The organism is Prochlorococcus sp. G4PB17 (assembly GCF_059772445.1).
In genome coordinates this window covers 1,827,432-1,846,921 of the sequence record NZ_CM186288.1, presented here as the reverse complement: position 1 = coordinate 1,846,921, position 19,490 = coordinate 1,827,432, and the positions used below count along the sequence as shown (strand labels likewise).

At 36.9% G+C, this 19,490-nt stretch carries 18 protein-coding genes; 7 read left to right on the top strand and 11 right to left on the bottom strand.

Annotated elements, in window-relative coordinates; translation table 11 throughout:
• The first annotated feature begins 108 nt into the window (after positions 1 to 108).
• Entirely contained in the window at positions 109 to 1,800 is a 1,692-nt protein-coding gene (gene groL, locus AC6EJB_RS10485) for a chaperonin GroEL (protein WP_498491425.1), read from the top strand.
• 65 nt (positions 1,801 to 1,865) lie between these two features.
• On the opposite strand, the gene AC6EJB_RS10480 is transcribed toward groL, so the two are convergent.
• From AC6EJB_RS10480 to AC6EJB_RS10460, 5 genes are all read right to left on the bottom strand, one after another.
• Positions 1,866 to 2,354 carry a hypothetical protein gene (locus tag AC6EJB_RS10480; RefSeq protein WP_498491424.1) on the bottom strand — a complete coding sequence of 163 codons (489 nt, stop codon included), beginning with the start codon at positions 2,352 to 2,354 and terminating at the stop codon, positions 1,866 to 1,868.
• Between the two features lie 28 nt (positions 2,355 to 2,382).
• Positions 2,383 to 3,237, bottom strand: coding sequence for an ABC transporter permease (locus AC6EJB_RS10475; protein WP_498491423.1), 855 nt, complete (start codon positions 3,235 to 3,237; stop codon positions 2,383 to 2,385).
• Positions 3,238 to 3,268: 31 nt separating this feature from the next.
• Entirely contained in the window at positions 3,269 to 4,282 is a 1,014-nt protein-coding gene (locus AC6EJB_RS10470) for an ABC transporter ATP-binding protein (RefSeq protein WP_498491422.1), read from the bottom strand.
• Positions 4,283 to 4,384: 102 nt separating this feature from the next.
• Positions 4,385 to 5,380 carry a heme o synthase gene (locus AC6EJB_RS10465; RefSeq protein WP_498491421.1) on the bottom strand — a complete coding sequence of 332 codons (996 nt, stop codon included), beginning with the start codon at positions 5,378 to 5,380 and terminating at the stop codon, positions 4,385 to 4,387.
• Positions 5,373 to 6,299, bottom strand: a complete 927-nt coding sequence (locus AC6EJB_RS10460; RefSeq protein ID WP_498491420.1) for a COX15/CtaA family protein — start codon at positions 6,297 to 6,299, stop codon at positions 5,373 to 5,375. The genes AC6EJB_RS10465 and AC6EJB_RS10460 overlap by 8 nt, the downstream gene beginning before the upstream one ends.
• A gap of 183 nt (positions 6,300 to 6,482) precedes the next feature.
• Here AC6EJB_RS10460 and AC6EJB_RS10455 point away from each other — a divergent pair, with 183 nt between their 5' ends.
• The 4 genes from AC6EJB_RS10455 to AC6EJB_RS10440 all read left to right on the top strand — a co-directional run bounded on the left by AC6EJB_RS10455 (position 6,483) and on the right by AC6EJB_RS10440 (position 9,988).
• A complete protein-coding gene (locus AC6EJB_RS10455; protein WP_498491418.1) occupies positions 6,483 to 7,289 on the top strand; it encodes a cytochrome c oxidase subunit II in 807 nt (268 codons plus the stop codon).
• 4 nt (positions 7,290 to 7,293) lie between these two features.
• Positions 7,294 to 8,934: a cytochrome c oxidase subunit I gene (gene ctaD, locus AC6EJB_RS10450; protein WP_498491416.1), complete on the top strand. Its 1,641-nt coding sequence runs from the start codon at positions 7,294 to 7,296 to the stop codon at positions 8,932 to 8,934.
• Positions 8,931 to 9,536 (top strand): cytochrome c oxidase subunit 3, encoded by a 606-nt coding sequence (locus tag AC6EJB_RS10445; protein WP_498491415.1) that lies wholly within the window; start codon positions 8,931 to 8,933, stop codon positions 9,534 to 9,536. The genes ctaD and AC6EJB_RS10445 overlap by 4 nt, the downstream gene beginning before the upstream one ends.
• A 95-nt stretch (positions 9,537 to 9,631) precedes the next feature.
• Complete coding sequence (locus AC6EJB_RS10440) at positions 9,632 to 9,988, top strand: AbrB family transcriptional regulator (RefSeq protein WP_498491414.1); 357 nt, start codon at positions 9,632 to 9,634, stop codon at positions 9,986 to 9,988.
• A gap of 42 nt (positions 9,989 to 10,030) precedes the next feature.
• Here the strand turns inward: AC6EJB_RS10440 and AC6EJB_RS10435 are convergent, their stop codons facing one another.
• The 6 genes from AC6EJB_RS10435 to topA all read right to left on the bottom strand — a co-directional run bounded on the left by AC6EJB_RS10435 (position 10,031) and on the right by topA (position 17,085).
• Positions 10,031 to 10,690 carry a riboflavin synthase gene (locus AC6EJB_RS10435; RefSeq protein WP_498491412.1) on the bottom strand — a complete coding sequence of 220 codons (660 nt, stop codon included), beginning with the start codon at positions 10,688 to 10,690 and terminating at the stop codon, positions 10,031 to 10,033.
• Positions 10,691 to 10,782: 92 nt separating this feature from the next.
• Positions 10,783 to 11,784, bottom strand: coding sequence for a type 2 periplasmic-binding domain-containing protein (locus tag AC6EJB_RS10430; protein WP_498491410.1), 1,002 nt, complete (start codon positions 11,782 to 11,784; stop codon positions 10,783 to 10,785).
• Between the two features lie 12 nt (positions 11,785 to 11,796).
• Positions 11,797 to 12,984 carry a nicotinate-nucleotide--dimethylbenzimidazole phosphoribosyltransferase gene (locus tag AC6EJB_RS10425; protein WP_498491408.1) on the bottom strand — a complete coding sequence of 396 codons (1,188 nt, stop codon included), beginning with the start codon at positions 12,982 to 12,984 and terminating at the stop codon, positions 11,797 to 11,799.
• Between the two features lie 6 nt (positions 12,985 to 12,990).
• On the bottom strand, positions 12,991 to 13,677 hold the full coding sequence (locus AC6EJB_RS10420; RefSeq protein WP_498491407.1) for a DUF2232 domain-containing protein: 687 nt from the start codon (positions 13,675 to 13,677) through the stop codon (positions 12,991 to 12,993).
• Positions 13,678 to 13,682: 5 nt separating this feature from the next.
• A complete protein-coding gene (locus tag AC6EJB_RS10415; RefSeq protein ID WP_498491405.1) occupies positions 13,683 to 14,177 on the bottom strand; it encodes a hypothetical protein in 495 nt (164 codons plus the stop codon).
• A 4-nt stretch (positions 14,178 to 14,181) separates the two neighbouring features.
• Positions 14,182 to 17,085, bottom strand: a complete 2,904-nt coding sequence (gene topA / locus AC6EJB_RS10410; protein WP_498491404.1) for a type I DNA topoisomerase — start codon at positions 17,083 to 17,085, stop codon at positions 14,182 to 14,184.
• Between the two features lie 130 nt (positions 17,086 to 17,215).
• Between topA and AC6EJB_RS10405 the strand changes: the two genes are divergently transcribed.
• Together AC6EJB_RS10405 and AC6EJB_RS10400 are read left to right on the top strand one after the other, a co-directional pair.
• Entirely contained in the window at positions 17,216 to 18,778 is a 1,563-nt protein-coding gene (locus AC6EJB_RS10405; protein WP_498491402.1) for an NAD(P)H-quinone oxidoreductase subunit N, read from the top strand.
• A 14-nt stretch (positions 18,779 to 18,792) separates the two neighbouring features.
• On the top strand, positions 18,793 to 19,479 hold the full coding sequence (locus tag AC6EJB_RS10400; RefSeq protein WP_498491401.1) for an ABC transporter ATP-binding protein: 687 nt from the start codon (positions 18,793 to 18,795) through the stop codon (positions 19,477 to 19,479).
• Positions 19,480 to 19,490: the final 11 nt, after the last annotated feature.

Genomic DNA, 19,490 nt, shown 5'->3' with positions numbered 1-19,490 from the left:
CTAGAAAAATTGGGAAAAATTCCTCAATTATCATTCGGCTTTCCCCACTTATTCAGCCTCCCCTAATGTGTGTTTCTTGTGGGAGATTAAGTTTAATTCAAATTAAATATGGCCAAACTACTAAGTTTTTCAGACGAATCTCGCGGCGCTCTAGAAAAAGGAGTTAACAATTTAGCAAATGCTCTAAAAGTCACGATTGGACCTAAAGGAAGAAATGTAGTAATTGAAAAGAAATTCGGGGCCCCAGATATTGTCAATGATGGAGTAACTATCGCTAAAGAAATAGAACTCGATGATCCTTTTGAAAATATAGGCGCAAAGCTCATTGAACAAGTTGCCTCAAAAACAAAGGAAAAAGCTGGAGATGGTACTACAACAGCAACTGTTCTAGCTCAATTCATGGTTCAAGAAGGACTTAGAAATACTGCAGCGGGAGCAAGTCCAATAGAATTAAGACGAGGTATGGAAAAGGCTGTAGCCCAAATAGTTGATAGTCTCAAGAAAAGAAGTAAATCAGTGAGTGGTGACGCTATCAAACAAGTAGCGACTGTCAGCGCAGGTGGTGATGAAGAAATAGGTTTAATGATTGCAGATGCTATCGAAAAAGTAAGTTTTGACGGGGTAATAACAGTAGAAGAGTCCAAATCTCTTGCTACTGAATTAGATATCACAGAAGGTATGGCATTTGACAGAGGTTATAGCTCACCATATTTTGTTACCGATGAAGAGCGATTAATTTGTGAATTTGAAAATCCATCAATATTAATTACTGATAAAAAGATTTCATCTATTGCTGATCTTATTCCTGTTCTTGAAACTGTTCAAAAGAACGGAACACCCCTGATAATTCTTGCCGAAGAAGTAGAGGGGGAGGCATTAGCAACTTTGGTAGTTAATAAAAACCGTGGTGTGCTCCAAGTGGCCGCAGTTAGAGCACCTTCCTTCGGAGAGAGAAGAAAAGCTGCTTTGGGAGATATTGCAGTACTTACTGGAGGCACATTAATTAGCGAAGATAAAGCTATGAGTCTCGAAAAAGTACAAATATCCGATTTAGGACAAGCGAGACGAGTTACAATCACAAAAGACAGCACAACAATAGTTGCAAATGACAATCAAAATTCCGAATTAGCTAATCGAATCGCTTCAATCAAAAGAGAGCTAGACGAAACAGATTCGGAATATGATCAAGAAAAATTAAATGAAAGAATAGCGAAGCTTGCTGGGGGAGTTGCTGTCATCAAAGTTGGTGCGCCAACTGAAACTGAATTAAAGAATAGAAAGCTAAGAATTGAGGATGCTCTTAATGCAACTCGTGCAGCTATTGAGGAAGGTATTGTTGCAGGTGGTGGAACGACTCTTTTAGAACTCAGTGAGGGACTTGAAGATTTAGCTAAAAATTTAGAGGGTGATCAAAAAACTGGTATTGAAATTATAAAAAGAGCTTTAACTGCGCCAACTAAACAAATAGCAATAAATGCTGGATTTAATGGGGATGTGGTTGTGTCAGATATTAAGCGTTTAGGAAAAGGCTTCAATGCACAAACTGGGGAGTATGAAGATTTACTCGAAGCTGGGATCTTAGACGCTGCAAAAGTAATACGACTTGCTCTTCAAGATGCTGTATCAATAGCCTCTCTGCTAATCACAACTGAAGTTGTTATAGCCGACAAACCTGAGCCACCATCTGTTCCTGGTGGCGAAGGTGGAGACCCAATGGGTGGAATGGGTGGAATGGGTGGAATGGGTGGAATGGGTGGAATGGGTGGAATGGGTGGAATGGGTATGCCAGGAATGATGTAAAAGTAAAAATATAATTTCTACTCTTTGTAAATAAGATGTATAAAAATTCTTAAAAAAGTTATGAATTAATTTCTAAACAACCACTTCTTGAGGTAACTATATTTGGGTTTAGGGGGTAAAGGAATTAAAGCTTTTACCTCTGGTGTTTTTTTGTATTCTATTGCTGGGTGAGGAATACTATTTGTATTCATATTATTTTTTGTATCAAGTATTTCATATGATTGATTCTCAAAAGATTCTTTTTTACCAACCTCAACTGACTCAATTACTTGATTATTTTCTATTGTGATTTCTTTTTTCTGATTATCATCTTCTTTTTTTGAAATTGATTGAACCCCCTCCAAAATACAATCAGCTCCTTGATCAACTTTTTGGTTATCTTCATTGCCCGGATTTTGATTAACCTGGTTTAAATCTAGATTTTTCAATTCTTCCAAACTTTCCACTCCAAAGCGATGTGCCCATTGAGATTTCAATAGAGAATATAGATCATTATCATTAGCCTCTAAAGCCTCTATAATTTGTTTTTGTAATTGATACTTTCGAGACTCCAAGATTCTTCAGATCGCTAAATTAAGATTATCAAGCAAGTTTGCGATTTAAAAGAGGTCTGATAAGAAAAAACAATCCAACTGTAAGAATAAATAAAATAGCAAGGCAAGTATATCCATTTACTTCCCCATAAGGAGCAGTAATTAAAACAGCTTTCAGATCAACAGAATCTTGGTAAGCCATGCGTATTGGTTCAATCGCAAATGTTAGTGGGTTGATTGATGCTATCCATCCAAGCCATTCAGGCATAAAAGAGATAGGGGCCAATGCTGTGCTAGCAAAAAGTACTGGAAGATTAGCAATAAAAATAATTGCAATTAATTCTATATGTCCTGGCAATACAAATGCCAAGCCAAGACTTAAGCCAGTTATTGCAAATACCAACAGCAATAAGGTTATGGCTATGAGAACAAAGCCACCCAGACTTGGCCAGCCATAACCCAAGAGGGCTGAAGTTGCCATTATTGCAAAACTCTGAAAAAGGCTAATCGTTGTAATGTAGATCACAGAAGAAATTACTATTGAACTTCTACTCCTCAATGGGGCAACTAAAAGTCGATTAAGAAAACCAAATTCTCTATCAAACATCACTGGGAGTCCAGCATTAAGAGCTCCACTAAAGGCAGTAAATACAATTAAGCCTGCGCCGAGAAACTCCCCATAGCTACTGTTCCCAGGTAAAAAATTTATTGGAGCTTTAGAGAATAATGCTGCAAAAAGTAAAAGCCATATCAAAGGTTGAAGAACACCTGCCAATAACGTTGAAGGGCGTCGAATTAATTGAATAAAAAGCCTCCAAGTTAAAGCATAAATCTCTTGAAAAATTTCATTTAAATCATCTCTAGACTGCTTTTTTTGATGAAGTGATGAATTAGTAGTAGTCATTTGTTTAGCAATTTAAAAGTAAAGCAAAGAATTAACGCATCGATTTTTTATTCTCAAGCTTAAAATCTCTTTTTCCAGCTAATTCTAATTCTGCATCCATAAGAGTTTTTCCAGTTGCTTGCAAATAAACATCGTCTAGACTAGGACGACTATGGGAAAGGGCAAATACTTCAAAATTTTCTTTTATAAGATGATCCGACAAATTCGATATAACCTCATTTCTTGTAACTAAAAAATTTAAAGAATATCCTTGTTTTTTATTTATAACAACATTTGAAACTCCATGAATATCTTTTATTAAATTCCTTACTGATTCAGCTTCTAATTCATCACTGAACTCCCGAACCCTAAGCGTTACTCTGTCTCCTCCAAGCTCTTTTTTCAAATCATCTGGTTTCCCATTAGCTATAACTTTTCCCTTATCTATAATAGCCATCTCATCTGCCAATTCATCCACCTCCTCGAGATAATGACTACTTAACAAGATTGTCGTTTCGTTATTTCTAAGTTCCTTCAATAATCCCCAAATAACTGATCGACTTTCTATATCCAGCCCAACAGTAGGTTCATCAAGAATCAGCAATTCTGGTTCATGTAACAATCCTGAAGCAAGATCAAGTCTTCTTTTCATACCTCCAGAAAAAGAACCACATCTTCTGTCAATCCATTCATGCATTTCCAGTCTCTCTATTAATTCTTCAATTCTCCTTTTCTTATAGTTTTTATCAAGATGATAAAGGTCTCCTTGAAGCTGGAGTAACTCTCTTCCTGTAAGGATTTTATCGATCGCGACCTCTTGAGCTACATAACCCAAGATTTGTCTAGTTTCCTTTTCCTCAAGTAATGCATTATGTCCTGCGACCTCAACATCACCTGAATCAGGCTCAAGAAGAGTAGAAATAATTCTAAGAGCAGTACTTTTGCCAGCCCCGTTTGGGCCCAATAAACCATACAAAGACCCTTTAGGTACTCTAAGGTTAAGTCCATTTAAAGCCCTAACAGGACCATACGACTTAAATAATTCTTTCAGTTGAATGAAAAACATCTAGAAAGGAACTGCCTAAAAAATAAACTAATATCTCAAATAAAATTCTAATTAATAGAATAGAATAAGTTTATAAAGTTTTTATTTTTATTTTTTTCAGACCTAAAATAGATTTACGTAGAAATGACGAATTAATTCTAATAACTGATCATTGAAAACAATTGACACTTGCAATCTACTAATAACAAGCAAAAAACAAACTCCAAACATATAAAGAATAGACCACCTAAACAAACCCTTAGCCCGATCTAAATCCTCTGGATTATCTCTTAATCTTGAAACCAATTGAAGAAGTCTTGAGTTATAAGGTAGTAATAACATTCCATACAACAAACCTCCTTCAGGTAAAACAAAGCACCCTAAAAAACTTAAACAGACAGTTAGATAACCATAAACAGATATAGCTTTAGCAGTCACGAAAGGTCCACTTACTGTTGGAAGCATTGGTATCCCTACAGATCGGTAGTCCTCTTTTAACAATATGGCCAGAGCCCAAAAATGTGCTGGGGTCCATACCATGACCAAAGAGAATAGCCACCAACCTCCTAATCCGATATGCCCTGCCGCAGCTGAGGCCCCAACTAATGGAGGAATTGCTCCAGCGACACCTCCAAAAACAATATTTTGAGATGTACGAGGTTTTAAGAAAGCTGTATAAAGTAGTACATAACTACAAAGTCCCAAAAGAGTAAGTCCTGCTGCTAAACAGTTAACGCCACTTACCAAAAGTACTGAGGCAGCAAGAGTACAAGCAATTGCTCCAATAAAAACAGATGAAGGAGAAAGGCGACCAGAAGGTAATGCTCGATCACTCGTACGTTTCATTCTTTTATCAAGATCTTGCTCCCACAAACAATTCAGAGCACCTGCAGCTGCAGCTGCAAGTGCGCCTCCACCTAAAGTACATGCCAATCTAGGAGAGGGTAATGGCCATTCCTCCGAAAGAGCCATGCCACCAACAGTCGTAGCAAGTAAAAGAGGGATTAATCTTGGTTTGGCGACCTCCAGCCAAGCTGGTAATTTAATCCGCTTCCTGGATGGAACAATTTCCTCACGATTAATTGGCTGTGCTATTGCATCAGATGTTGAGCTAACCATGACATGTCTCCAAATTTGATTCGGTTATAAAAAGTGATTGCGAAGATCCATCAATTCCTTTGCCTTTAAAATTCAATGCAGATATAACTGCTACTAACAAGCAGGCAACCAGTTGATGTCCAACAATGAGAGTAGGTTCACTCATTCCTAGTTGAATTGAAAAAACTCCTAAAAAGATTTGCAAGAGTATCAAAAAGATGATCGAGGCAAAATAAGGCCATTGATTAAAAAAAACATCTCTTTGAGTAAATGAAATCATTACGAATAAAATGACCAAAAGGCTCACTGGGATAGCACTGGTTCGATGAAGTCCTAACAGATTGCAAGAATCTCCAAAATCCAAACATCTTCTAGCAGCCCATGATGTTGCCACCCTGCTACCAAGTAAAGATTGACTTATTACAGAAAAAAGAGATAGCAGTCCAAGTGCACGCAGCCAAGGTGGAAAAATCGAGTTTCCAGGATTAAGTAATTGTTGAGTGACACCACTCATGATCGCCACAAGAGTCAATGCGACAGCTAAATGAGCAACTACTACTAAAGAAGGTAATAACTGAAGTACTGTCAAAGCACCCAAGAAACCCTGAAAAGCAACCAAAAGAGTTAGGAATCCATAAGTCCAAGGAAGCCATTTAGGTAAAAATTTTGCCCAAAATAAAGAAAGAGCAAATTGAGTAATTAAAATAATTCCTACAAAAAAAGCATCTAAGCGATGAAACCATTCGAGGAATACTTGTAAATTCATTTGCCTACCGGGCAAAAGAGATCCGTAACAAAGAGGCCAATCAGGGCAAGCGAGGCCAGCCTCCATTACTCTCGTTGCCCCTCCAATAACAACAAGAGCTATCAGTGCAACGACCACGTGAGCAGCAAGCTGACCCAATCTAAATCGAGGCTTTGGTTGATAAATAACCCGCACGAAGGCAAAGATCCATCAAAACAATTATTTATCCAACGTAGCGATTACTTCACACACGTCACCTGAATAAGCGGACTGCAACATAAAAATTCTCTTAAAAAAAAATTATTCATCTTGAATTAACAATTAGTGAATACATTAATTACATTTACCCATAACCTATAAATAGATAGGGAGATCTACTTGCCGAAAATTTCGGCCATCCTAACTCTTGTTTCAAGTTTAATTCTTGGCGTAGGAGGGGTTTGGATTGCTTACAACGTTGATATGCTTCCCTCAAGCGCGAGCTTGAATGCTCCTATTTATGATGAACTTTATCGAGTTCTATTCATTATTGGCTCCATACTTTTCATAGGTATGACCGCTTTAGTAATTTACAGTCTCATTCAATTCCGTCGAAGGACTGATGAAACTGGAGATGGCATAGATTTAGAAGGTAATATTACCCTAGAAATTTTTTGGACAGCAGTCCCTGCAATCGTTGTTTTATTTGTGGGTTTATATAGCTACGATATTTATGATCGTATGGGTGGTATGCAACCTCTAATGAACGATCATAGTGCTCATATGAGAAATCAAGAAGAAAGGGTTTGGGGGGGGATTGGTTCTGGTCCAATTGAAAATTCAAATAATTCATCTTCATTACCAATTGAGTTAACTGCAATGCAATTTGCTTTTATCTTTCATTATCCAAAAGAAGATATTATTTCTGGCGAACTTCACGTTCCTGTTGGAAGAGAAATTAGTTTAAAAATGGAATCCAAAGACGTAATCCATGCTTTTTGGGTGCCTCAATTTAGACTTAAACAAGATGTCATACCTGGCCAACCAACAATTTTAAATTTTACGCCAACAAAAGCAGGTAATTTTCCAATTGTGTGTGCAGAATTGTGTGGTCCATACCACGGTGGTATGCGATCTAACGTAGTTGTTGATGAACAAGAAGACTTTGACACCTGGTTAAGAGAAAACTCAAAGGAAACAATTTAATTCCATGACTATTTCACTTAAACCAAACAACTCAACTCCAGACAAACTTCAACCAACTGGATGGCTCAAATATCTAAGTTTTAGCCTTGATCATAAAGTCATAGGTCTTCAATATTTAGTTTGTGGTTTCTTGTTTTATTTGATTGGAGGATCTTTAGCAGGCGCAATAAGAGTAGAACTAATCAGTCCACTCTCAGATTTTATGCCAAGAGAGGTCTACAACCAAGTTCTAACTCTCCACGGCACAATCATGATTTTTTTATGGATCGTGCCTGTTGTAAATGGTGCCTTTGGAAACTATTTAATACCTTTTTATGTTGGGGCCAGAGACATGGCTTTCCCAAGACTTAATGCAGTTGCTTTTTGGCTAATACCTCCTTCCGGTTTAATGCTGATATCTAGCTATTTCATAAATGGTGCTGCGCAATCTGGATGGACAGCCTATCCCCCTTTAAGCATTACGACTCCAGCGGCTGGTCAAATTATTTGGATATTAAGTGTCTTACTTTTAGGTGGGAGCTCAATCTTTGGTGGTATTAATTTTATAGCAACCATTCTTAAATTAAGGAGACCTGGCCTTAAATTAATGCAATTGCCTATGTATTGCTGGGCAATGCTTGGTACAAGTATTCTTGTCGTTCTTTCAACTCCTGTTCTTGCTGGTACTCTAATTCTTTTAAGCTTTGACATAGTTGCTCATACCGGTTTCTTTAATCCAAGTCTTGGAGGGAACGTAATTGTTTATCAACATCTTTTTTGGTTTTACTCTCATCCAGCTGTTTATATCATGGTTCTCCCTGCATTTGGTCTGGTAAGTGAAATACTTCCAATACATAGTAGAAAGCCACTTTTTGGCTATACAACTATGGTCTTCTCAATTATGGGAATAGTTGTTTTAGGTCTCGTCGTATGGGCCCATCATATGTTTACTAGTGGAACTCCTCCATGGATGCGCTTATTTTTCACAATAGCTACTGCTTTTATAGCAGTACCAACAGGTATAAAATTTTTTAATTGGGTTGCAACTTTATGGGGTGGGAAAATATCACTTAATGGTGCAATGCTATTTTCATGCGGATTTATTATTAACTTTGTTTTAGGTGGAATAACAGGAGTTGCATTAGCTCAAGTTCCTTTTGATGTGCATGTACACGATACCTATTTTGTGGTCGCTCATTTTCATTACATAGTCTATGGAGGCTCTGTGTTTGTTATCTTCTCATCAATTTATCATTGGTACCCAAAATTTACCGGGAAAATGCTAAATGAAAATTTGGGAAGATTTCACTTCATCATTACATTTATTGGCTTTAATCTTTGTTTTGCTCCTCAACATTGGCTAGGCTTAAATGGCATGCCTAGACGGGTTGCTGAATATGATCCACAATTTCAAATAATCAATCAAATCAGTAGCGTAGGGGCCTTAATAATGGCTGTAAGTACTTTACCTTTTCTTTGGAATATCTTTCAAAGCTTTCTATATGGTGATGAGGCTGGTGATAATCCTTGGAATGCACTTACTCCTGAGTGGTTAACAAGTTCGCCTCCTCCTGTTGAGAATTGGAAAGGAGAGGCCCCACTTGTTCTTAAACCATATGGTTATGGAAGAAAAGATTCAAATGAAACTAAGGAGCAAAAAGAATGACCTCAATAGCACCAAAAGAGCAATCTTCCGAAAACGAGAAAATTCACCTAGAAGAAGAACATGAAGATTTCCGTTTGTTTGGGTTAATAGCCTTTTTAATTGCTGACGGAATGACATTTGCAGGTTTTTTTGCGGCATACCTTACTTTTAAAGCTGTCAACCCAATAGGTCCTGATGCCATTTATGAATTAGAACTACCTTTACCTACTTTAAATACAATTTTGCTCCTAGTAAGTAGTTTTACTTTTCATCGAGCCGGGAAATTTCTAGAAAAAAAAGAAGCGAATCAATGTCAAAAATGGCTTCTTATTACAGGTGCGTTGGGAGTGGCATTTTTAATCAGCCAAATGTTTGAATACTTTACTTTGCCTTTTGGATTAACTGACAACCTGTTTGCAAGTACTTTTTATGCATTAACAGGTTTTCATGGGCTTCACGTAACGCTTGGATCAATAATGATAATGATTATTTGGTGGCAAACTCGTATCCCAAATGGTCGAGTAAATAGAGAAAATAAGTTTCCATTTGAAGCAGTAGAACTCTATTGGCACTTTGTAGATGGGATCTGGGTGATTTTATTCATCATCCTTTATCTGCTTTGAGCGGTAAATAATGACACTAAGAAAGAAACTTTCAATTAATTTGTTGCCACAATTCCACTTATTGGTCAGAATTCAGTTAATTAAAACAGTCTGAAATGCTTGTTGGAAAAGAACTCCTAGACAAAGCAAGATCTTTGAGCAATCGTCCAGAAGACGAAATTGCTAAAGGATGTGGTTACGTAGGGCCAAGTGGAAGAGTTTTACGTAAAAATTTCTATCGTGCCCTGGTTGAAGCTAAAGGTTATAAACTCCGCTCAAATGGACCAGGAAGAGCAGGAAATAGATCTTCAAGAGGAAGGCAAGCAGAATTCCGAACTAAAGTTCATGGGAATGGCAATCTTCTTATCGGCCATGCGTATACCAAAAAATTAGGTCTTGAACCTGGGCAAGAATTTCGTATTGATGTACGAAAAGAATCAGGTGCAATCAGTTTATTGCCACTCAAGAAATAATAATTTTTTAAGAATAAGTCTCTCAAAACAAATTAAAGTCGCTCAATTCCAACCTTGCTCATTAAGCCACTGGGAACTAATTAATTGGTTTCTTTTCGTAAGATAATTATTATTTTGATTTACTTTTAGAAGCTTTTCTGCATATTTAGCCATCAAATCAACTTCCAAATTAACCTTTTCGCCAATTGTTAAAAACTGTAAGCAAGTATTTGTCCAAGTATGAGGTATTACAGCTACTGAAAATTTACATCCATCATCATATATCTCTGCAATAGTTAAACTTATTCCATTTATACTAATACTCGCCTTATCGCACATATATCTACAAAAATCCGAATCATCCCAAGATACTTTTAGATTCCACGAGTTTCTCAAATTTTCAATTAAAACTATTTCACCCATTCCGTCAATATGTCCACTAACGATATGTCCACCTAAACGGTCCGAGAGACGTAAAGCTGGCTCTAGATTTACATAACCATTTTTTTGAGCTTTTTCCGCAAGATTTGTTCTTTTAAGAGTCTCTTCACTTATATTGGCAACAAAAGAATCATTCATTAATTCAGAGACTGTTAGACATACCCCATCCACAGAGACACTATCACCAAGTTTAACAGGAGAGAAAGGCTTACATCCATCAATAACTACCCCAAGATTATTTTTTTTGATAGTCCCAATAGACTGAATTAAACCAGTAAACATATTGAACCTACAACTTTTAGAATGCTAGTTATGGTAATTAAAAATGTCTGTAAAAAGTTTATTTTAATTCCAGATGAAGTTTACTTATGGATTTATGAACTATTCCAATTCAAAGCTAAATTTTTTTTATCTTCGTCGCTCAGCATAGGTAATGACCAACATTTATTCCAAACACTTTCTTCTGGAATAAAGATAGATTGATTTCTCTGAGAGACATTTATATTTTTATTCCTTAAATTTGAAAAGATTGTTGGTGGTAAAAAACCTTTTCTTATTACACGTCTTAAATAAGTTGACCCCCACAACACATCAAACCAATCAGTGGGGAAAGGCTCTGAAGAAATAGAGGGAGAAGCAAGAACTGTCCAATTTAATGGGCTTCCTTCTTGCGGTAAAAGAACTGATAAACGAGGATCTTTAATAAGGCTATCAACACAGCTAGATAAAGGTAGAACTGCTGCATTAGCTTTACCTGAAACGACCCAATTCAAAGCATTGCGATCATCAAATGACCTGGCTTGATTCTTTATCTTTGAGAAATCATCTACAGCACCAAGTTTTTGGGAAATAGAAATTAGAAGATAAGGACTATTAGGAAAGATTACTTGATTTGTGAGTGAACTTGAATAGAGAACTTCCCAAGAATTCTTATTTATTAAATCTAATGAGTCTTCATTTCTAAAAAGTATTACCCAAGGACTAACCGCTAAAGGGAAAATTCTATTTTTATAATCCTCACCTAAGCCGTCCAAAAAAGAAGTAGCCTTATTACTAAAAGCATCTCTAAGTTTAGATGCGTTAATTTCTTGAAGTGAACCGAAAGGTAATTGAGAAATCCAACCATCATTTAGGACTAATAAATCTGTTTTTTCTTGAAAAGTAGAATTGTAAGAAATGCTCTTTGATTCAATCTGTTTGATTGGAAGAAATTCCCAATCTGTAGATAAACTATTAAGAAATTCACTAGGAAAGCAGCTAGAGATTCCCCTCAAAGCTAATTTCTCTTTAGATTTTGAACAGCCTGATAAAAGATATAAAGAAGAGATCAATCCATATTTAATAAACTCTCTTCTTCCAAATTTATTTATTTTCATATTAATTAAATCTCAAAAAGTCTTCTCATTTTGTACCTTAAATAAATTAACAACTTCTCTATCGCATATTTCAATCATTTCTTTCTGAGTCAACCCCTTAATTTGAGCAAGTAATGATAAGGCACCAGCCCCAACGCCCTCTTTGATGTAGCCAAGCTCATAATCTCGAAGGACCTTATGATTACTATCATTAAATCTATAACCACTAGCCAATCCCAGAATATTAACTTTAAAGTGCTGAGCAACATGATTCATTAAATGAATAAAAGAATTTCTTTTTTCTGAAGAAGACAGCGACTCATCCACTAACCATGATGTAGTTCCTATTACAATCTTTTCGACAAACTTAGAACGTAACTCAGGTTTAATTTCGTTTAAGGCCAAAGCCAAAACTGCCAACATCTGACAACCTCCTCCTAATAAAATCTCCTGACCAGACTCGCTCGCTCCAATTAAGAGACCAACTGCAATTGGTTGAAATGGATCACCAACCGCAGCCATAAGATCAATTGAAGATGGGTTCTTATTTAATTTTGCTGCCTTTAATCCTTGATTAACTAATTTTGTTTTCAATTCTGAAGGCGGATTTTTATGACTTCCGCTTATAAGCCCATTAACATTTATTCCTAATCCGGAAAGAACTGCAAAAGCAGTAGATGTTCCTCCTGGAACACACTCCGTAATCAAAAGAGATTTTTTTAACTTTTTCCCTATTTTAAAACCGGCATCAATTAAAGGTTTTACTCTATTTATGTCCATGGCATTCCCTGAACTTAAGCATCTAGCAGGACCTCTTTCAGGCGACTCAAGGGACATATGACTAAAAGAGGGGCTTTGTAGCAACCCAGCTGAAATAATAGTTGGTTTAATTTTTAAAAACCTTGAAGCAACGTAGCTAATCAATGCTGGAGATACACCTGCGGGCAAAGGAGGCAAAGGGCATTTCACTGGGGAAATAGGCCCTCTTAACAAAAGTTCAGCATCTGCAACAGCTGTATAACGTCTAGCAACAGGAGTCGAACCAGCAGAAGAAATTCCCTCAATCTCTGCAGTTTGAGATCCTGCAAGAATTAAGAAGAAAGCTGTATTCGTAATATTCTTATTCCAACTTGTCACTCTTTCATTAATATTTTGCTCTAACATCCCTTTTCCAAAAGCCCATACACCTGAAGGCAATAAAATGTAATTATCTCTAATCATTGTTCATCAATTTGATTCTAGAGAAATTAAATTCTCTAGTAAAGCAGGAGGCTCAGGCATAGAGGATTTGAGTCTAGGAAAAATCCAATAAGCCAAAGCATGCAAGCAAAGCACGTAAACTATTTCTTGAGTTATGACTAGAAAAAGAGCAACTATTTGAACTTGGTTCATATCCGGGGTAAAAGAAAGATTGAAAATATTTATTCCTCTCTCAAGCAATGCTGCTCCTGCACGAGTAATAATAACCCATAAATTCTCACCAACCAAAGTAGATAAAACAATTACCCTCACAAGAAACCCTATAGTTCCAATTAAGACTCCAACACTCCAACTTAACCACCAATTCCATCTTTTTTGCCAACTATACCCCAACCATAAGGAAAGAAAACCATACGGGAAAAGCAATAAAGGTCCTCTTAGCGGACCCATTAGAGCAGTTAATAACATTACACAAATTATCACTCCTTCAATGCCAGTTTTAACGCCTCTTCTAATCTGAAGAAGCGCCAGAGGCAAAGGCAATGCAAGTCGAAAAATAGCTCCACCAATTGGCAAATAATAAAGAGCTATCCAAATCAAAGCAGTCGCGGCAGCCAAATAGGAGGATTCAACAATTTTCAAAGCATTCCTTTTACTAAGAGAAGCTTTAAAAACAGATCTATTTCTTAAATAGTTTGGTTTATCTAAGTCCAAAATTCTTATTTTTTCATATTTATATCCTTTATTAATTTTCCCTCATCAAAACGTTCAATTTTTTCAACCTCAAACTGTACTCCTGCTTTTCTTAAAGCATTGGTCACAGTCTCAGCTGGCGCTGAGGGATTTGCGCCTGAAAGTTTTAAAATAATTCTATATGGCTGTGGATTAAAGAAAACTTTCTTAATTGATTTAGTTGATTTTTGACTAAATCTATCTTTATTAAATATTGAATTTTCTTTTAAAATATTCCCATTAATATTTTTATTTTTTTTCTCATCATCACTTTGATTATACTTGATTTTTTTTATTTCCTTTGATTTTTTTTGCTTATTATCTTTCGCAGGAGATGCCGAAATAGGTTGATTATCGATAGTATTAAAACTCTTTTCTAATTTCTCACCAATTAGTGTATTGGAACAAGATTGTAATGGAATAAAGGCGACAATAATAAATAATCTAATATACATTTTCTCAACTAATCTTAGAATATTCAAAATCTTATTTGGTTTTAATCACCCTTACTTTACTAGCTCTTGGACGTCCCGTTTTGGTTGTAGAGGTCCCTTTAGAACTATTTTTTTTTGAGGCCGATGAAGTCAAACTTGCCTTGGTTGACTTTGTTGTTTTTTTGGTAGCACTTTTTTTCTTTGAAGTTGTTTTTTTACTTGACTTCTTGGCTGCCAATAGTTCAATAGCCTCTTCAATCGAGATATCTTCCGCGCCTTTACCCTCTGGAAGAGAGGCATTTACTTTTCCCTGTTTAACATACAAGCCATAAGGGCCATTAAATACTTGGATAACATCTTTATCTCCCTCTGGAATACCTAATTCCTTCAAAGCAGTTCTTCCCCCTCTCCCTCGTTTAGGGATAGCCAAAAGCTCAAGAGCTCTATCTAGGCTTATTTTAAGGACATCGTCTTCACCCTTGATTGAGCGATAATCTTTTTCACCATCAGTTTTACTCCAAACCACATAAGGTCCAAATCTACCCAAACTTGATTGAACTCTTCCTCCCTCTGGGTGCTCCCCAAGCAGTCTTGGTAATTGAATCAATCCAAGAGCCTCCTCAAAGGTCAAGTTCTCTGGTTTTAAATTCTTAGGTAACGAGGTTCTTTTTGGGTTTGGAGCTTTTTTTAATGATTTATCATCTAGATATTCAAGTGCCTTATCAACATCAATTTCTTCCTCTTTAGTATTTTCTGGCAACAAAATCTGAACCTTTGATGAATCCTGCTTCAAATAGAGTCCATATTGACTGCTTTTGAACAAGCGAAGATTCCCAAGCTTTTTCTTACCTTTTGGAATACCAAGATCTTTCAATTCAACTACTAAGCCTCTTTGAATAAAATGACCATATCTACCATTTAATAGATATAAATTCTGTCCAGTATCAGGATCAATTCCAAGTGATTCAGGTCCATCAGCTTTTTGTTTTAAGATCATCTCTGCAATATCTTCATCTAAATCTGCAGGAGTGATTTCCTGAGGAAGAGTAGCTGTTATAGGCTTACCATTTTCACCAAGTTGCTTTGATTCTAGATATGTTCCAAATTTACCCAACCTCACAAGAGACGATAGTCCTTCCAAGGAAATGGCCCGGAATTCCCCTCCATCTATATCTCCTTCTCGTTGTTGAACTTGATTCTCTAGACCAGTATCACCTTTATAAAAACCTTTTAGGTATGGAAGCCAACTCACTTTGCCAGTTGAAATCTCATCGAGTGTAGATTCCATTCGAGCAGTAAATCTGGTATCTACAAGATCAGGGAAATGTTCTTCAAGAAGGGCTGTAACGGCAAATGCTGTAAAGCTTGGAGTCAAAGAATTATTGTTGAGCACTGAATACCCTCTATCTACGATTGTTCCTATAATGCTTGCGTAGGTTGAAGGACGTCCTATACCTTCTTTTTCAAGGGTTTTCACTAAAGAAGCTTCGCTATATCTAGCAGGAGGCTGAGTCTGATGGCCTAATGCCTCAACTTTATTAGCGGTGGGAGTATCTCCTACTACTAATTTAGGCAACAGCACTTCTTGACCTTCAAGCGCACTATCAGGGTCATCAGTGCCCTCAACATAAGCTCTAAAAAAACCAGGGAAATCTATCCTTTTACCACTTGCCCTGAAAGACACATCCGATGCTTGTAACTCAACTCCTAACATGGTCAACCTTGCGTCAGCCATTTGACTAGCAACTGTTCGTTTCCAAATCAACTCGTACAAAGAAAGATCTCTTCCTTGCAAGTTAGATTCTTTAGGTGTTTTAAAGCTCTCACCAGCAGGACGGATTGCTTCATGAGCTTCTTGAGCATTCCTCGTCTTGTTAGAAAATTGGCGTGGCTTATTACTTAAATATTCAACACCATATCTTGATTCAACACACTTTCGTGAGGCATTAACTGCCTGATCGGACAAATGAACAGAATCTGTTCTCATATATGTAATAAAACCTCTTTCATATAAACCCTGGGCACATCTCATGGTTTCCCTAGCTGATAATCGAAGTTTTCTATTAGCTTCTTGTTGTAATGTGCTTGTTGTAAAAGGTGGAACTGGTTTACGAATTGACGGTTTTTCTTCGACATTAATTACTTTCCATTCATCAGTAGTTAATTGTTTAGCAAGTTTCTTAGATTCTTCTTCATTGAGTAATTGGACATTGCGACCAGATTTTAATAATCCAGTTGACTCATCAAAATCATTACCAGTAGCAATTCTTTGTCCACCAATTGAGGTCATTTTCACCTCGAATTCACTGCCTTCTTTTTCTAATTTTGCTTTTAAATCCCAATAACTTCCACTTTTAAAAGATCTTCTTGCTCTCTCTCTTAGGACTAGCAATCTTACAGCAACTGATTGAACTCTTCCCGCAGATAAACCCCAAGAAACTTTTTTCCATAAAAGAGGAGACAAAGTATATCCAACTAATCTGTCTAAAATCCTCCTTGTTTCTTGGGCATGAACTAATTCCATATCAATTTCTCTTGTTTTCGATAACGCTTTAGCAATAGCTTCCTTAGTTATCTCATGAAAAACCATCCTCTTCACAGGGATTTTGGGATCAAGCACATTCATCAAATGCCAACTTATACTTTCACCTTCTCTGTCTTCATCAGTAGCAAGCAACAATTCACTAGCACCTTTTAAAGATTGTTTTAATTCCTTGACAATTTTTTTCTTATCTTTGGGTACCACGTACAAAGGGTCAAAGTCAGCAGTTGTATTAACTCCAATCGTTGCCCACTTTTCCCCTTTGTGCTTCGCAGGGATCTCAGAGGCATTATTAGGCAAGTCTCTTATATGACCCATTGACGCAAGCACTTGAAAATCCTTAGGCAAAAACCCCTTAATAGTCTTTGCCTTTGTGGGACTTTCAACAATTACCAGAGTATGGTCAGTGGGCATCAGCTCAATTTCCCTCCTTCTTATCTAACGTACTGAATAGTAAAATGCATAGCCCAAAATGATAAAAAAGGCATATTTCATAACTTCGCTAAAGTTATAAAATGAGATGCAGCCTCAAAACAATACATAAATGGGAGAACTTTTGTCTTTTCAAATATTCATAAACGAGCCTGTAGAGCTTTTAAATCTCTCTTTGAATGCCAAAGCTGTGCTTCCAGAGGCTGCGGTCCTAATGGCAATGCTAGGGACTCTTTTGGTTGATTTGGCTGGTGAAAAGATTTCAGCCCGATGGTCCCCGCCTATTTGTTACGCAGGCCTTGGCACTGCTTTGATTTTGCTAGCAATACAATGGAATGGAGAAAACCAAGAATCTTTCTTAGGTGCATTTGTCGCAGACAACCTTGCTATTGCTTTCAGAGGGGTTATCGCTTTATCAACTCTTATTTCTCTGCTAATTAGTTGGAGATATGCTGAACAAAATGGAAGTCCTATTGGTGAATTTGCTGCAATATTATTAGCTGCCACTCTTGGAGCAATGCTTCTATGTGGTTCAACTGATCTAGTAAGTGTTTTTGTTTCACTGGAAACACTTTCAGTTGCTAGCTACTTACTTTCTGGATATCTCAAAAGAGACTCAAGAAGTTCAGAGGCAGCTTTGAAATATTTGCTTGTAGGTTCGGCAGCAGCCGCTGTATTTCTTTATGGAGCATCTCTACTTTATGGAATAAGTGGATCCACAAATTTAAAAGAAATAGGAATAACTCTATTAAGTGCTCCCACTCCTTTATCTGCATTAGCCCTCGTTTTCGTATTATCCACGGTAGCTTTCAAAATTGCAGCAGTTCCATTCCATCAATGGACACCTGATGTTTACGAAGGTTCTCCTACACCAGTAGTTGCCTTTTTATCAGTTGGATCCAAGGCAGCAGGTTTTGCACTAGCAATAAGGATTTTGGTCGGATGTTTTAGTGCTTTTGACACACAATGGAAATTGCTATTTACTGTTTTAGCTGTTCTAAGTATGTCACTAGGAAATGTTGTAGCGCTAGCTCAAAAATCAATGAAAAGGATGCTCGCTTATAGCTCGATTGGCCAAGCTGGATTCGTAATGATTGGATTAGTTTGCGGAACCGAAGATGGTTTCGCCGCGATGGTTTTATATATGGCAGCTTATTTGTTTATGAATCTTGGAGCTTTTGCATGCATAATTCTTTTCTCAATTAGAACAGGGAGTGATCAAATCTCAGATTATGCGGGACTGTACCAAAAAGATCCATTAATCACCTTGGGATTAAGTTTATGCTTGCTTTCTTTGGGAGGCATTCCTCCAATGTTGGGATTCTTCGGAAAGATTTATTTATTTTTTGCAGGATGGGCTGACGGGCAATATTTACTAGTTAGTGTTGGTCTAGTTACTTCTGTTATTTCAATTTACTATTACATCTCGGTTATAAAAATGATGGTAGTAACGGAACCTAAAGAAGCCTCAGATGTTGTAAAAGCATATCCATCCATAGAGTGGTCAATTCCTGGGATGTCATCTCTCAAAGTGGCTTTGATTTTTTGTGTTCTCGTAACTGCTATTGGTGGAATCATTTCAAACCCTCTATTTAATTTTGCAGATAGTGCGGTAAACGGAACTCCATTACTTCGCGAAGCCATTACTCTTGCGAGTAAAAGTACAATTGGCTAACCCAATTAAAATCATTGAAAAAATCTGTAGCACGTCTAACAAATGTAAATAAATTTTATGGGGAAGGCTCAGTCAAAGTGAAAGCTCTTGACGAACTAAACCTTGAGGTTTACCAGGGAGATTACCTTGCTGTCATGGGTGCAAGTGGTTCAGGTAAAAGTACTGCAATGAATATACTTGGATGTCTTGATCGTCCTACTAATGGGACTTATGAATTAAATGGAACTGCTGTAGAAAAGCTTGATGACGATTTGCTGGCAGATATTAGAAACAAAGAACTCGGTTTTGTTTTTCAGCAATTTCATCTTCTTCAAGAAGTTTCAGCCCTTGAGAATGTCATGCTTCCAATGATTTATGCATGCATCCCCTCTTTAGAGAGAGAGAATCGCGCTGCAGAGGCTCTTAACCGAGTAGGGCTTGGGAATAGGATGACCAATCTCCCTAATCAATTATCAGGAGGACAACAACAAAGAGTTGCTATAGCAAGGGCAATAATCAATCAACCATCACTCTTATTAGCAGACGAACCAACTGGTGCTCTTGATTCCAAAACTACTGAAGATGTTTTAAATCTTTTTGACCAACTTCATAGTCAAGGAATAACAATTGTGTTAGTTACGCATGAAGATAATGTTGCTCAAAGAGCAAAAAAAATAGCAAGGTTTAGAGATGGCAAAGTAACAGAGCTTACTAATAATTAACTTAGAAAGTC

Coding starts and splice junctions, on each gene's coding strand:
- ctaD (WP_498491416.1), top strand. CDS start 7,294: ATGACTATTTCACTTAAACCAAACAACTCAACTCCAGACAAACTTCAA.
- AC6EJB_RS10430 (WP_498491410.1), bottom strand. CDS start 11,784: ATGAAAATAAATAAATTTGGAAGAAGAGAGTTTATTAAATATGGATTG.
- AC6EJB_RS10405 (WP_498491402.1), top strand. CDS start 17,216: ATGGGAGAACTTTTGTCTTTTCAAATATTCATAAACGAGCCTGTAGAG.
- AC6EJB_RS10465 (WP_498491421.1), bottom strand. CDS start 5,380: ATGGTTAGCTCAACATCTGATGCAATAGCACAGCCAATTAATCGTGAG.
- AC6EJB_RS10470 (WP_498491422.1), bottom strand. CDS start 4,282: ATGTTTTTCATTCAACTGAAAGAATTATTTAAGTCGTATGGTCCTGTT.
- AC6EJB_RS10440 (WP_498491414.1), top strand. CDS start 9,632: ATGCTTGTTGGAAAAGAACTCCTAGACAAAGCAAGATCTTTGAGCAAT.
- groL (WP_498491425.1), top strand. CDS start 109: ATGGCCAAACTACTAAGTTTTTCAGACGAATCTCGCGGCGCTCTAGAA.
- AC6EJB_RS10475 (WP_498491423.1), bottom strand. CDS start 3,237: ATGACTACTACTAATTCATCACTTCATCAAAAAAAGCAGTCTAGAGAT.
- AC6EJB_RS10445 (WP_498491415.1), top strand. CDS start 8,931: ATGACCTCAATAGCACCAAAAGAGCAATCTTCCGAAAACGAGAAAATT.
- AC6EJB_RS10435 (WP_498491412.1), bottom strand. CDS start 10,690: ATGTTTACTGGTTTAATTCAGTCTATTGGGACTATCAAAAAAAATAAT.
- topA (WP_498491404.1), bottom strand. CDS start 17,085: ATGCCCACTGACCATACTCTGGTAATTGTTGAAAGTCCCACAAAGGCA.
- AC6EJB_RS10425 (WP_498491408.1), bottom strand. CDS start 12,984: ATGATTAGAGATAATTACATTTTATTGCCTTCAGGTGTATGGGCTTTT.